Source organism: Levilactobacillus yiduensis (assembly GCF_024718525.1).
GTDB classification, from domain to species: Bacteria; Bacillota; Bacilli; order Lactobacillales; family Lactobacillaceae; genus Levilactobacillus; species Levilactobacillus yiduensis.
In genome coordinates, this window is sequence record NZ_JAMXAZ010000010.1 from 1 (window position 1) to 13,721 (window position 13,721).

The 13,721-nt window shown below is 48.3% G+C and carries 18 protein-coding genes; 6 read left to right on the forward strand and 12 right to left on the reverse strand.

Annotated features, from left to right (window positions below; genetic code table 11):
- Positions 1 to 72: 72 nt before the first annotated feature.
- From NGM66_RS07315 to NGM66_RS07355, 9 genes are all read right to left on the reverse strand, one after another.
- Positions 73 to 414: a hypothetical protein gene (locus NGM66_RS07315; protein WP_258115515.1), complete on the reverse strand. Its 342-nt coding sequence runs from the start codon at positions 412 to 414 to the stop codon at positions 73 to 75.
- Between the two features lie 163 nt (positions 415 to 577).
- On the reverse strand, positions 578 to 1,015 hold the full coding sequence (locus NGM66_RS07320) for a hypothetical protein (protein WP_208907610.1): 438 nt from the start codon (positions 1,013 to 1,015) through the stop codon (positions 578 to 580).
- A 43-nt stretch (positions 1,016 to 1,058) separates the two neighbouring features.
- Entirely contained in the window at positions 1,059 to 1,562 is a 504-nt protein-coding gene (locus NGM66_RS07325; protein WP_208907609.1) for a hypothetical protein, read from the reverse strand.
- Positions 1,563 to 1,576: 14 nt separating this feature from the next.
- A complete protein-coding gene (locus NGM66_RS07330; RefSeq protein WP_208907608.1) occupies positions 1,577 to 2,011 on the reverse strand; it encodes a hypothetical protein in 435 nt (144 codons plus the stop codon).
- A 12-nt stretch (positions 2,012 to 2,023) separates the two neighbouring features.
- The gene (locus NGM66_RS07335; RefSeq protein WP_208907607.1) at positions 2,024 to 2,527 is read right to left on the reverse strand and encodes a hypothetical protein; all 504 of its coding nucleotides are present in this window, start codon (positions 2,525 to 2,527) and stop codon (positions 2,024 to 2,026) included.
- Between the two features lie 13 nt (positions 2,528 to 2,540).
- Positions 2,541 to 3,065: a hypothetical protein gene (locus NGM66_RS07340; RefSeq protein ID WP_208907606.1), complete on the reverse strand. Its 525-nt coding sequence runs from the start codon at positions 3,063 to 3,065 to the stop codon at positions 2,541 to 2,543.
- 27 nt (positions 3,066 to 3,092) lie between these two features.
- Positions 3,093 to 3,608, reverse strand: a complete 516-nt coding sequence (locus NGM66_RS07345; protein WP_208907605.1) for a hypothetical protein — start codon at positions 3,606 to 3,608, stop codon at positions 3,093 to 3,095.
- Positions 3,609 to 3,844: 236 nt separating this feature from the next.
- Positions 3,845 to 5,695, reverse strand: coding sequence for a glycoside hydrolase family protein (locus tag NGM66_RS07350; protein WP_208907604.1), 1,851 nt, complete (start codon positions 5,693 to 5,695; stop codon positions 3,845 to 3,847).
- A 150-nt stretch (positions 5,696 to 5,845) separates the two neighbouring features.
- The gene (locus NGM66_RS07355) at positions 5,846 to 6,229 is read right to left on the reverse strand and encodes a MarR family winged helix-turn-helix transcriptional regulator (protein ID WP_208907603.1); all 384 of its coding nucleotides are present in this window, start codon (positions 6,227 to 6,229) and stop codon (positions 5,846 to 5,848) included.
- Between the two features lie 246 nt (positions 6,230 to 6,475).
- On the opposite strand from NGM66_RS07355, the gene NGM66_RS07360 reads away from it, so the two are divergent.
- Entirely contained in the window at positions 6,476 to 7,294 is an 819-nt protein-coding gene (locus NGM66_RS07360; RefSeq protein WP_208907602.1) for a Cof-type HAD-IIB family hydrolase, read from the forward strand.
- A gap of 27 nt (positions 7,295 to 7,321) precedes the next feature.
- Here NGM66_RS07360 and NGM66_RS07365 read toward each other — a convergent pair whose 3' ends face one another.
- Positions 7,322 to 8,152 (reverse strand): alpha/beta hydrolase, encoded by an 831-nt coding sequence (locus tag NGM66_RS07365; protein WP_208907601.1) that lies wholly within the window; start codon positions 8,150 to 8,152, stop codon positions 7,322 to 7,324.
- Positions 8,153 to 8,433: 281 nt separating this feature from the next.
- Here NGM66_RS07365 and NGM66_RS07370 point away from each other — a divergent pair, with 281 nt between their 5' ends.
- From NGM66_RS07370 to NGM66_RS07385, 4 genes are all read left to right on the forward strand, one after another.
- Positions 8,434 to 9,465 (forward strand): aldose epimerase family protein, encoded by a 1,032-nt coding sequence (locus tag NGM66_RS07370; protein WP_208907600.1) that lies wholly within the window; start codon positions 8,434 to 8,436, stop codon positions 9,463 to 9,465.
- A gap of 482 nt (positions 9,466 to 9,947) precedes the next feature.
- A complete protein-coding gene (rpsN, locus tag NGM66_RS07375) occupies positions 9,948 to 10,217 on the forward strand; it encodes a 30S ribosomal protein S14 (RefSeq protein WP_208907599.1) in 270 nt (89 codons plus the stop codon).
- A gap of 272 nt (positions 10,218 to 10,489) precedes the next feature.
- Positions 10,490 to 10,708 carry a type II toxin-antitoxin system PemI/MazE family antitoxin gene (gene mazE / locus NGM66_RS07380; protein ID WP_208907598.1) on the forward strand — a complete coding sequence of 73 codons (219 nt, stop codon included), beginning with the start codon at positions 10,490 to 10,492 and terminating at the stop codon, positions 10,706 to 10,708.
- A 141-nt stretch (positions 10,709 to 10,849) separates the two neighbouring features.
- The gene (locus NGM66_RS07385; protein ID WP_208907597.1) at positions 10,850 to 11,287 is read left to right on the forward strand and encodes a hypothetical protein; all 438 of its coding nucleotides are present in this window, start codon (positions 10,850 to 10,852) and stop codon (positions 11,285 to 11,287) included.
- A 63-nt stretch (positions 11,288 to 11,350) separates the two neighbouring features.
- On the opposite strand, the gene NGM66_RS07390 is transcribed toward NGM66_RS07385, so the two are convergent.
- Positions 11,351 to 12,322: an NAD(P)H-dependent flavin oxidoreductase gene (locus tag NGM66_RS07390; RefSeq protein WP_208907596.1), complete on the reverse strand. Its 972-nt coding sequence runs from the start codon at positions 12,320 to 12,322 to the stop codon at positions 11,351 to 11,353.
- A gap of 157 nt (positions 12,323 to 12,479) precedes the next feature.
- Here NGM66_RS07390 and NGM66_RS07395 point away from each other — a divergent pair, with 157 nt between their 5' ends.
- Positions 12,480 to 13,397, forward strand: a complete 918-nt coding sequence (locus NGM66_RS07395) for a LysR family transcriptional regulator (protein WP_208907595.1) — start codon at positions 12,480 to 12,482, stop codon at positions 13,395 to 13,397.
- Positions 13,398 to 13,434: 37 nt separating this feature from the next.
- Here the strand turns inward: NGM66_RS07395 and NGM66_RS14400 are convergent, their stop codons facing one another.
- Positions 13,435 to 13,662: a type II toxin-antitoxin system HicB family antitoxin gene (locus tag NGM66_RS14400; RefSeq protein ID WP_506530930.1), complete on the reverse strand. Its 228-nt coding sequence runs from the start codon at positions 13,660 to 13,662 to the stop codon at positions 13,435 to 13,437.
- Positions 13,663 to 13,721 lie beyond the last annotated feature (59 nt).

Below are 13,721 nucleotides of genomic sequence, written 5' to 3' on the forward strand. Positions count from 1 at the left end.
GAAGCATCATTTATTTAAGTTAGATACATATTATATGTACGAAGGCATTTCGTTTACACAAGATTCTTGACGCTACCAGAAAGTTCTACGGCTAGCTAATGTTGGTACCTTCGTGTACTCACTATATCCCTTGCCATTGGCAAAATCGCTGGCCCTAAGCTTATTCCCCTTAATTTTGTAATATTTGGTAGAAATGTAAGCCTTCTTCATGCCAGACGTTTTATCCTTCGTCTGTAGTTTGCGATACCCATACTTGTTCTTCGTAGTGAGCGTGAAAGTCTTATTCTTCTTGAGTTTTTTTGATAGCCTAAGATGATGATAATCAGACTGGCTGTCCTTTTGGATTATCCAATTTTTCTTCTTGTTTTGCATAACGATACCAAATGTATAAGTATTCTTGGAAAACTTATACATGGTGTCCACTTCACCTGGTGCTCCAAAACCACTCCGAAAATTCTTGGGAACCACGGTTAACTTAGCTGCTTGTGCGGTCGTTAGGGGCTGCTAGGCCGATGCCGAGAAATGCCGCTGACAATGCTACTGCTGAAATAATCTTTTTCATTTTCAATAGTCCTTTCTAGTTCCAAATCTGGCCGTTAACTCGTGGGAAGTGCTTGATCTTATGCATCGTCAGCAGTTTGCCGTGCTTGCCTTCACCGGCCTTAATCTTCTTGTTGCTAACTTTTTGAACACGATAATAGATAGCGTGCATCTTTAAAGTGGCCCGATCCGGGTACCCACCTTTGATGAGATAAGTCTTACCTTTCTTTTGATATTTAACTTTTTGAGCAACCGTCACACCTGCCTGTGTATGCTTAATTGTAAAAGTATGCTTGGTACCCTTAGCCCAGGTATAGTCCTTTTGCTTGTTCTCATATTTGGTCCGGAATTTCTTGTTTCGCACAAACTTTGGCAATCCCTTATGCCAAGTAGCCGCGTCCGCGGACGTTACGGCTAATCCACCAAAACTAACAGCAACTAAAGCAGTTACACCCAATTTAAATGCTTTATTCATCTTTTGATCTCCTCACTTATTAAAAATCACGTTTACCCTACAATTACTTTGCTTTTAAATTATTGAAGTAAGCATTACGACTAGCCAGCGTTGGCAACTTGTTGTATATACTAAAACCATCACCACGATTAAACCAATTCACCCTGAGCTTCTTGCCACTAAGCTTGTAATAAAATGTAGTCGTAAAGGCCTTCTTTGTTTCGGCTGACTTAACTTTGTACTGCAGTTTCCGGTAACCATGCTTGTTTGCTGTTCCAAGTGTAAAGGTCTTGTTGACCCGAAGTTTCTTGCTTAACTTGAGATTTACATATTCATTGTTCTTCTTGTTTAGAATCCAATTACCCTTCTTCGACTGACGAGCATTGGAAAAAGCATAGCTATTTTTAGTAAATTTAACGAGGTAATAATCTTCAGGTTTGCAACCCCAACTAGATCTCCAACTCTTAGGAACTGCCGTTACCTTAGCTGCTTGAGCTTGGGTTGACATGGCTAACCCGACACCCAGAAACGCTGCTGACAACGCTACTGCTGAAATAATTTTTTTCATTTTAAACGTCCTTTTTAGTTCCAGATATGGCCTTGAGCTCGTGGGAAACGCTTAAACTTAGTCATCGTCATCAATTTCCCGTGCTTGCCAAAACCAGCTTTGATTTTCTTGTTACTGATTTTTCGGACGCGATAATAAACAGTGTGCCGCTTTAAGCCCGGATCCACATAAATCCCCTTGATAAGATAAGTCTTACCTTTTTTCTGGTATTTAACATTCTTGGCAACCGTAATACCCGCCTGCGTATGCTTAATCGCAAAAGTATGCTTGGTACCTCTGGCCCACGTATAGTCTTTATACTTATTCTCAAATTTAGTCCGGAATTTCTTATTCCGTACAAATTTTGGTGCCCCCTTGTGCCAAGTAGCCGCATCCGCAGTCATTTCAGTTAATCCACCAAAACTAACAGCAATCAGTGCCGCAACCCCTAATTTCATAAATTTATGCATTTTCTATTCGCCTCACTGATCATTTCCGCCAAACAATTGAAAGAAGTAGCCCGCTGGATCGGTGTGCTTAGTTAGGTTTCCCAGTTGTATGCCAGCTACTATTTTCCCTTTAAATTTTTTCTGCCAATCAAAACGCAAGTGCTTCTTACGTACCCATAAAGTCGAATTGATTGGACCCCAATCAGACATATTTGTCTTTATTACGTACTTCTTACCTTTCTTGGCTAGCGTAAACGTCTTGTTACGCTTAACTTTTTTGGCTAGTTTCAGAGTCTTATTGGCGTTCCAATTGCCAACAAAGCGATTTCCTACAAAGTGTCCCAACGAGATGCTATAGGTAGTGGCAGACATTTTAATTCTAAGGATAGTTCCCTGTTCTTCACCGCCATTTTGATACCAACTTCCACGCATGTTTGCTGGAACCGTTTTAGCTGCAGAAGCATTCTGCATACCGAACCCCCACAGACCAAGCATGGTTGCCACGATTAGCAAAACAACGCTATGTTTTCTCAGCATTTCTTCTTCCCCCTTACTTGTAGCTTCCCATACCGAAGTTCACCTTAAAATATTTAGCGGCATTAGCATGCTGCTTAAATACAAGATAGTTCTCATCAGTATTCAATACACCGGCATTAGAATAAGTCCTAGTTCTGTTTCGCAATCCGCCTTTTACACGCTTCATTAAATGAATTGCACGCAAAAGTTTATCATGCCTCATTGAAATGGTTCGGTAGCCAGCTTTGTTATTCTTAGCTGAAATTGTGAAAGTTTTGTTCAATACGACCTTATCACTTAACTTATACACCTTGCCACCATTCCAATTAGGTTGCCATTTTCCTTTATTGAAGAATCCAGTTGAAACATAAAATGTTTTGCCAGTAATTTGAATACGCCTTATCCCAGCCTGACTAGTCTGCGAGTACCAAGTCCCCCGCAAAGACTTCGGCACGGACGTCCCTAACTTTGTCGCTGCTGACGCCGTTTGCGTTTGACCTAACCCGCCGAGGACGCCAAAACCCATTAACGTTGCGGCGATAATCCACGTTTTTTTCATTTGTAATTCTCCTATCCTTCAACCAAACTAGTTCATCGTAGTTGTAAGAATTTCCTTCGTTATCGGTAAGTAAGTATCCGTACGTGTTCCAGTTTTTGGAAAACGCAACTGTATCTTCAAACGAGTCTTACCCTTTACTTTGATGCGTTTAATTTTTCTAGTCACATTCCCATCTTGGAGAGTTCCATCTGAGTAGGTGAACTTGACCCTTAAGGTGTAGAACCCTTTTTTATCTGGTTTCTTACTTATCGTAAAGGTCTTGTTTTTCTTGACCTTCTTACCCAGTCGAAGCGTATGCTGTGTACCATTGATGACCCATTTGCCATGTTGGTATAAGCCAAAGCTATCCGTTAATGTCTTGGCCGTAATCTTGACACGATGAAGTCCAGACTCACCACCCCACGCAAACCAAGTTTTACGCAACGCTTGCGGTACGGTTCTCGTCGCTGCATCCGCAGTCGTTGCCGGCGCCGCAGCACCCAAACTAACCAATGCAACCAACACCACGCCGACCTGACGTAGCTGTTTGTTCACCTTTTTCATATGTAATCCTCCTCGGGTTGGTCATACACCAGCCCCGTGTTTACTGACTTGCGACAATAGCTGACGGTCAAGTTAATTAACCGTTTTCACAATCGCCCTCCCAAAGAATAGCAAACCCGGTTGGCCGATAACAGTTCTTCCGACCAGCAGAGTTGCGGGTAACTCTGCACGTGAGTAAACACAAAAAAGACGTAGCCAGCGTCGTCAAAACGTTGGTTACGTCCTTTCATTCACAATTATGAATCTAAATCAAATGCCAATGCCCGGGTCCACAACCCATTACTCATTTGGTAATAAGTCGTAACCTTGCCGTTGGAATCCGTCCGCTTGACCCGGTGCGTAATGGTGACACGCCGTTCAGCGATGTCGGCTGTGGTGCCTTTTTGCTTAGCCAACAGTGGGTCATCGAATGGCCGCGTGTAGACTGGGTAAATCTTCATCAAGGTCAAATCACGACTGTATTCTTCACTCGTGAAGGTATCAAAGACCAAGGCCTTGGCCCGAATCCAGTACTTCGTCGTCGACTTCTTGCTGAAGCGGATCCGGTACCATTTACCAGTATCGGCCGTGGCCCGCATGTCGATGTAGACCCGCATCTTCTTTTGCTTCTTCCAGTTGTACTTCATGATATTCCAGTTCTTATGACCACGAATATGGTTGTATAAGGAATACGTATCGAAGTTGTCCGCCAATTGTGCGTGTTGTGTATTCAAGCCCGCCACGTAAGTTTCGTTCTTGTTCGTTTGCTTACGCTTCTTCAGCTTCTGAGGCTTCGGCTTGCTGCTGGAGCTCGAGTTGGACGATGGCTTGTGGACCGTCGTGTTGGCGATGGTCTGTTGCGACGTGACGTTAGTGTTCACGACGTCGCCCTTGGTAATCTTGTTATCACTGATGTTGATGGTGTCTCCCGTTAACGGGAAGTTCCCTTTAACAAAGGTGGCACCGGTCTTTTGGGTGATGGCCTTGTTGCCGGTGATGGTGACATCGGTCATCGGGTTATCACTAGACTTGCTGTCCAAGAAGACGTATTGCTTAGTCGGATTAACGTTGGTAAACGTGTTATCCGTGATGTTCAGGTTCGTCATCGTGTAATCTGGTTCGGAGTTCAACAGGTAAATGTAGTTCCCAGAACCCAACACGTGTTGGTTGATGAACTGGTTCCCGGTGATCCACAGGTTGGAGATACCCTTGAAGTGAATCGTGGCGACCCCGTCATCCATCAATGGTTTGGGATCAACGACCGTGTTGTTGGTGAAGTGGACATCGTGAATGATGCCGGCCTTCCCATGGCCGTAGATAGCGTGTTCACCGATAGGGTTTGGTGCGTAAGATGAGACTTGCCCGGACTTCTTAGATACTGGCAAGAACTGGTTGTTATCGACCGTTACGTCATAACTTGGTAAGTTATCGTATTGATCGCCCTTGTTCTTGTATGACATCGCTTTCTTGTTGGAGTAGTCCACTTGAATAGCTTCCTTGAAGTCTTGTGAGCCGTTGAAGCCAGTAAACACTGAGTTCGTGATGTTCACATTGTGGCTCCCATCGATATCGATGTAGTGGCCCGTCGGTGATTCGGCGTTATCAAAGACACACTTGTCAAAATTAACGTTCGTGGCGTGGTGGATACTCTGGGTGAAGACGCTTTGGCCCTTCGACGTGTTATCGCCTTGGAACGTGGCACCCTTCCAGGTCACATTGCTGATACCGCCGTCGTAACCGGCTTCCGGACTCGGATAAACAAAGTTTACACGATTCCCATCTGTAATCCGGAAAACGGCACCCTTGTCAAATTTAAACGTGATGTTCGAATGTAGCTTAATGGCACCCGCGTCAAAGAGGTAAGTCCCCTTGGGCACGTGAATCGTGACACTCCCGCTCCATTTATCGATCATGGCTTGTAAGGCGTCATTGTTTGTCGTCTTAGCATCGCCGACCATCCCCTGGTGCTTTGCGTTAATCGTGGAAGCTGCTTGCGCAACCGTGGTTCCACTTGTCCGTCCCGGTAACACACCTACCGGACTTAGGCCTAACAGCGTTGCCCCCGTCGCAACGACTACCAGCAGGCCCAGTTTTTTCCTCAGATTCAAAAAATCCCCTCCAGTTCCAAAATTCTTTCCACATGTTCCATTATAGCCAAGACATGAAAGCGTTGGGTCATCTTAACCAAATTGTCACACGATTGAAAGATTCCAGTCGTAAAGGGGACTTATTTTCAAAAATTGAGAAAGGCGATTGCCTTACATTAACTTGGCAATATCATCGTGCAAACCAGCCAGCCGTTCAACGACTTGGCCACGAACTTGCGTATAAACCTTGACACCATCTGGCGTTAACTTCAAGTTGTGTTGCCGACGGTCGACTTGAGAAGCGATACTTTCGATTAAACCAGCCCGCAGTAGCCGTGAGATCTGACCGGAGATCATGGACTTGGAAACGCCGATTTGGCCGGCGAATTTCGTTGGGGTAAATTCGTCTTTTTGGTCCGTGATGGCGTGTAACAGGTTAAATTGTTCCAACGAGATCGTAATTTCCTCCGTCTTGATTGTGGTTACTGGCCGCATGATCTTTTGGAGTTGAGAGAACCATTCCAAGGATTGGTTTAAATCGTTCGTTTGCGTCATTTAATCTTTCTTCCTTTCTGCATTGCAATTAGTGGGCCACTGTTCATCTGACCCGCTAACCATTTATTATAGCCCTTATTTTCAGTCTTTATGTTACTGATTCATTAATAGTTTATAGCATATTGGTTAAAAACACTAGTAATTCGAACCCTTTTTCTACTCTTCAGTTAACCTACACCATTGAATTCCCTACTTGAAGCCTTTATCATTAAAATTAGAAATTCTTAAAACATCAAGGAGAATACGATGACACAGATTAAACTGATTGCAACTGACGTCGATGGGACGTTCTTGAATCAACAACGACAATACAATCATGACCGTTTCGACCAACAATTGACCCGCCTGACCGCGGCTGGCATTCGCTTCGTCGTGGCCAGCGGTAACCACCTCGGCCACCTGGAACAGGTCTTTGCCCCGACCCCGCGTGTCCAAACATTCGTCGCCGAAAACGGTGCCCAAATCGTGGACCACGGCCAGACCCGTTTGGAAACCGCCTTACCGCTCCCCCTGGTCAGAGACGTGGTCACCGCCATTCTGGCTGACCCGCAGCTCCGGCCCCAGGTCTTACGCCTGTCCGGTGCCCACGGGACGTACATCCCCAAAGATGACCAGCCCAGCGATGCCGCCGCACAGTCCTACTTCTTCAACAACATCGTTCGGGTCGATGACCTCACCCAGGTCGACGACACCATTTACAAAATCAACGGTGAGTGGCCCAACGAAACCATTCGCACCCTAGCCGCCCAACTCAACGCCCGTTTTCCTGGGCAGATCAATGCGATGGCCAGTGGCTTTGGGAGCATCGACATCGTGGCTGCCCACATGAATAAGGCAATTGGCCTGACTGAACTCGCGCAGAGCTGGGATATCACGCCTGATGAAATCGCCGCCTTTGGGGACAACGATAACGACCGCGACATGCTGGCCCACGTGGGTCTCGGCGTTGCCATGCAAAACGGGACCGCCAGCGTCAAGGCCGTCGCCGACCTGGTGACCCCAACGGATAATAATCACGACGGGGTCCTCAACGTCATTGATGCCATTTTAGCCGGTGAAGTTTAAAAGCAACTAAACCATTCGCAGCTTGATTCACTTAGTCGCTGGTCGATCTGTTGCCCATAACAACCGCGCAATCAACCGCCACATTGTGGGCGAAGCGTGTAGCCGGCCGTGACCAACACCGGGAACGTGGTGTTCCTGATAGGTCAGTGGGCTGTCGGCAACGACCGATCGGAGCGCCGTAATCTGGTAGACCGGGACGGAACCATCCGTTAAACGGCCTGAAAGCGTCCCGTAGACGTTGTGGATCGTTCCTGGACCCAATTCACCTAGCTGTCCTCGCGTGGCTCTAAGCCGCTCAAAGGCTGCATCAACTGGTTGCGTCCGATCATGCTCATCGACGGGTGCCCCCAGTAAGACCATCCGGTTCAATTGCGGCATGGTCGCTTCCGAACCGTGTAACAACAAGCTACTCACCGCTGCACTGCCGCCCCAAGAATGCGCGACCAGATTATAGGTCGTGACTTGGTAGCGGCTTTTTAGCGTCCGCAGAATCGCTGTAATCCAGGTGATCTGCTGCTGATAGTCCGCCGTAAAGGTGTGGTCAAACAGCACTTGGATCAGGGGATTGCTAGCTGTATTTTCCCAATGTCCCGAAAAATGCAACCCGCCATGGCGATCGACCCGAACGGTCATGACCTTGTGTCCCAATCCCTGCCGAGCCAGCCACCGTAGCAGACCATTATAGGTCCACGCGTTGCCGCCCCAGCCGGGAACAAAGAGAGTTGGTGTCACGCTGTACGGCCAGGCCGAACGCCGCCGAGCCAACGGTTCAGCCGGTGTTCCCTGGCGGCTAGCCCAGTGAAGGCCGAACCAACCAGCCCCTAAAACGATTGGTAGCGCATGTAATTTACTAGCCATACCGCAACCCTCCTTGAACTTATCTATTATGCCAGTTCTTTTCATTGCGTACAAGTGAAAATTCGTGCAGAAAAACAATCCTTTATGTTAACCAATTGTTCAAAAATTCATCCGCATAAATTAATTTCGGTAATTAAGTCGCCTCCTCGCAGTCATCATTACTTTTCCCTACCATCTCAAAATGTCTTTACCCCCAAAATGCATTTGACAATTATCCGGATAAAAATATATGATAGGGTTAAAATGAAACCGCTTCAGAAAATTAGAATCGAGGACTTGCTATGCAAACTGCTACGAAACATTGGGATACTTACCAAAACGAAGCCGTCACAGAATATACAATCGAAAATGATCATGGTGTGAAGCTTGCTATCTTGAGCTGGGGTGCCACTTTACATCAGTTAACGGTACCGACAGACAAGGGTGATAAGAATCTGGTGCTATCTTACCACAAGATGGCCGATTATTTAGATAATCCGTTCTACGTTTGCATGGGAATTGGCCGAACTGCCGGTCGCATCACCCGGGGGACGTTTGATCTCGACGGGCAAACGATCCACGTTGATCCTAACGAAGGCCAAAACACCCTGCATGGTGGCCCGCATGGGTTCAACACGGTCAACTGGGCGGGCGACCTGGACACGACTGACCCTAACAAGGCGCGGATCATCTTGACTCACACCTTCAAGGGCGCGGATGACTCCTTCCCTGGCGACCTGACTGCCAGAATGATTTACACGCTCGACAATCACGACCGCATCACCCTGACCTTCGAAGGGAACAGTACCGCGTTGACGCTGTTTAACCCAACGCTGCACGTCTACTTCAACGTCGGCGACGACCAACTGATTGCCGGGCAAACGCTGCAGATCAACAGCCAAGAACATTTGGACTTAGACAGCGAAAAATTGCCGACGGGTCAAATGGTCGCCAATGCCGGTACGCCTTATGACTTCGCTGACGGGCAAAACCTAGGCAAGGCCATCCGTGGTTTACAAGACATCCCCGAAAAGGGCTTCGATGACGTCTACCACGTGACCCCCGGTGCCGACGACACGATTGCCAAGCTGTCCGACCCACAATCTGGCCGCGCAGTGACCATCAAGTCCAAGCGCAACGCCTTGGTCGTCTTCACCGCCAACTCCTTCACGTCGAATATGAAATTAGCGACCGGTGCCGGCCAACCTTACATGGGGGTCGCTCTGGAAGCCCAAACCTTACCGGACTCCCAGAACTTCCCTGAATTCGGCGACGTCAAGCTGGCCCCCGGCGAGACCAAGCAATACGAAATCACTTATGATCTGACTTACTAATAAAGTGGTATTTAGCTGGCCGCCTGCCGCGGCGGCAAATATGGGCTGGAACGCGGTGGGTGGACCGGTCGAGCCAAAGAACGGTCTCGTCCTCGCTTTGAGCCGAAAATCGCGTCTCAAAGACGCCAGTTCCCTAAGCGCCATGAACCACGCCGCTAAGGGAACTCCCACGGCTGAGCCCATATTTGCCGCCACTCTCGGCTACGATTCGTGGTCGATTGGCGGATTGGCTTAGTCCATCAGGTCGTGCTCTCAACTGCGACTGGTCTGGTAGCCGAATTCGAATGCGTACCTACTGACCAAACTTAATCCTAATCATTAGTCTAATAGCCACCGTCAACTCCCTAAAACTCAATCGGAATTGGCGGTGGCTATTTTCTACGCCTTCTCAGGTCGTTTTCGTTGACAGGCAACTTGACCCTATGATAGATTAGTAAAACGTAATTATTACTATTCTAAATATAAAGGAGTATCACTGATTCATGGCAAAGAAGTCAAAGATTGCAAAAGCAAAACGAATCGAAGCGACCGTTGAGCGTTACGCGGAACGACGAGCAGAACTGAAGGCTGCCGGCGACTACGCGGCCTTGGCCCTGTTACCTCGTGACGCGTCTCCCACTCGGATGCACCACCGGGATCATTTGGATGGTCGGCCCCACGCCTACATGCGCCAGTTCGGGCTTTCACGGCTGAACTTCCGTGAGCTGGCTCATAAAGGCCAGATTCCTGGCGTGCGTAAGGCTAGCTGGTAATTTCATTATCCGTAGTTCTGACTGCCCATCGCTCACGAAAAACGCGTTGGCACAGGCTAGTTACTGAATCGAGCCACAGCGCGATTACTACGTTTTAAAAACATCAGTTATCTATCCCACTCTTAATCACGTTTGTTGGTTAGGGGCGGGATTTTTGTAGTTTAAATTCCATAATTGTGGTAGCACAGCAAGTATCGTAAACTGCTTCCCAGTCAATAGGCACATAAATTGGTTTAATGGGTGTTACACTATGTTAAAAAAGGTGGCTTACCATGATGAAAGTAAAAACCATAGGCCACGGTGGTTCCTTAGCACTGAGTTTACCGAAAGATAATTGCTTTAAAAAAGGTCAACACTGGTTACTAATCCCTTCTGCAGACGGAAAGTCTTTCACTTTAGTCCCTAAAATGAAAAATCCATACACACAAGCCCCCGGCTCAAAAAACATGGCTGAAGAATGGTCTGACGTTTATTGGCGTGAGGTTGAGTAATTTACATCCTAACCCTTTTGCTTTTCCATTTTGAGTTAATCCCTGAATGCAGTCAGATCTATTACGCAGTACCGTTTGACGTGGGTTTTTCTATGCCGTAAACTAGGGCCAATACGCAAAAACGAAGGAGCAATTTAAATCATGGCAGAAGTTCTCACCATCCTACAGGAATTCGACGTCTTCGGCAACGGCGACGCCTCCCCTTACGGCATCGACACCCCCAAGATCAACGCCCAATTTGTCGGCGTGACCCCGGCCGTCGCGTTTGACGTGCACAACCAACCCAAGCTGGCCCGGGCTAATGAACGCAAGCTCCGCGACATTGAAGCGGCCGTTCGTACGCAATTCGCCATGCAGCTAAACAGCTTAGGCGGCCCCGACTTGGCGGAAAATCTTGGCGTCATTCAACAGCTCATCTCGACCTTCAAGAACCGGTTGGAACAGGACTTGTTAGTGCCCGAACAACTGGAACTCGAAAGCTTGACCACCAGTGGTGAGTGGCTGACCTACTGGCAGGACGAGGCGCCTTTGGTTCGCACCAAGGAACAGCAGCGCACCAACTTACCGAAAGATTTTTAATTCACAAAAAACGTCTACCAAATTGCGGTAGGCGTTTTTCTTTGTGACAAATCATTTCAAATTTTAAACGACAACACCTTCAGCCAAGCGGTCCACAATCGTTTGGACTGGCTCGATGGCGTGAATGTTGGAGATACCCAAGCCGAATGAGGCAAAACCCTTGCTGAGGTCGCCAAACAGCATCCCCTGGCGCATCCCGTCATACCGGTTACCTGCCGTGAAAATGGCTTCCTTAGTGGCTCCCTGTTGGTCGAGTTCGACTAGATGATTGGGCACTTCACCCGGCAAGGACCGGTAGAAAGCAGGCAACGTCCGGTACATCAAGAGGTCCTCGGCGTTGGCTGTGAGCATGGCCCGTTTGATGTTGTCGGCTAGCCGTGATTCTTCGCTGGCCAGAAAGGCAGTCCCACAGTACACACCCTCGGCGCCTAAATCCATCACCGCCTTGGCCGTCCGCGCGTCGGTGATTCCCCCGGCTGCCATGACGGGGACGTCCACGGCATCGGCAATCATTGGCACAATCGACAGCGTCCCAATCGTCCGTTCGGGGACCGTACCACCCTCGTCAAAACCAGTAGCGACAATGATATCGGCACCATTAGCCTCCGCCTCACGTGCGTTTTCAATGGTGGGGGTGATGTAGCGGTAAACAATCTTAATGTCATTTTCATGTAGCTTAGTAAATAGTTCGGGAATCACCGGCCCGACGTAGCTGACGACGGGGATGTGCTCGTCGATGAGCAATTGTAGCGTTGGTTCGGTGAAGGCATCGTTGCGCCAATCCTCGGTAGGCCCAAAGTTGAGGCCAAATGGTTTGGTCGTCAACGCCTTGGTCTTGCGAATCTCGCGGCGCATCCGGTCCATGGTTTCCGTGACTGACTTCGTCGGTTCCGTCTGACCAGCGTTAAAACCTAGCATCCCCAGGCCACCAGCATTACTGACGGCGGCGACCAGCTTGGCGTCCGTTAACCACAGTAAAGGGCCTTGGATAATGGGCTTTTCGATACCTAAAATATCACAAATTCTATTTGTCATGGGTTATAACCTCCTGGGAACATCTGATTAAATTGGCAACTTGTTATTTCGTTTACAAGTGCTATTATATTAGCAAATGACACGACTCGCCAATATGAAAATCAATCAGGATTATAACCAAAGTGTAATAACCCTGTATTAAGGAGGCTTTCCCACCATGAGTAAGCAACGTACTTTACTAAGTATTTTACAAGCTGTTACCTATTCCACCACAATTTCCGAAATCGCCGACCGCTTGTACCTCAGTCAGCCCTATGTCAGTCGCATTCTGAAGGACGAGGAGGCCAAATACGACGTCACGCTGGTCGACCGCAAAGCCAAGCCGATTGCACTGACGAAATTTGGTAGTAGCGTGCTGACCAATTTAAAAAAAATCGCCAGTGCCGAGGACAGCCTCACCACCAGTTTGGAAAATCTCAAGTCTCAACAAGCCCGGCCCATTCGTATCAGCAACAGCAATCCATTTCTGACCGATTACCTCGCCACCGCCATTGCCGATTACGTGGAGCAGCATCCTGACACAGTGATCGAACTGACGCGACCGGCTGAACGCAACGTGGCAAATAATCTCAACGAAGGCGCTATTGACATTGTGATCGATCAGCGCTGGAATGCCGCGAATATTTTGATTGCTGACCTGCCTTCGCCCGTTTACTACCTACCGCTATTTGCCCAGTGTCGGCCCTTCAACCCAGACGTCCTAACGCTGCCATTTGAAAAGAATACCTTAACAGGCATCAGTCACTGTCGCTACGTCGGGCTGTCTGGGCATTCCGAGTTTCAGGCCTACGTGGACTCCCTGTTCAAACGGGTGGGCATTCAGCCCCGCAACAAACTCTTCTTGCCAACACCAGCCAGCGCACTGCAAACTGTTGCCAAACTGCCAAACGCCACGACGATCACCACCCGTAAGATTGCGGCACTCAACCTGCCAGCCCACCAGTACAATCTGATTCCACTGCCGACTAATTTCATCCGCACCGACACTTCTATCATGTGCTTACAGACGGCTTCAGCGGCTGTTCAGGGGCTCACGGCCTTTCTGACGGCTGAGTTGACCCGGTCGATTCAATAAAAAACAGACTGTGGTCAACCATCACAGTCTGTTTTGCTTATGCTAAGTTGGTCACCGTCCGAACTACTTCAGCTAGATCAGCAGTAATTAACTGCACAGTCTCACCCGGATAGGCCCGTTGCACTTCGGCTAATGGCGTGCTCGCTGGCAAGCTAGGTGCGTCATACAGAATCAACCCCAGTGCTGCTGCCGCATTGGCTGACGCCGAATTCATAGACGCCGCCTCACTAATCGCACCAGGAACATCTGGAAAAATAATCGTCAAGCGCCTCGTATCTGGGTCACGCTTAAAAACAGCTGGATAGGTTACGACGTTGTGCGTCA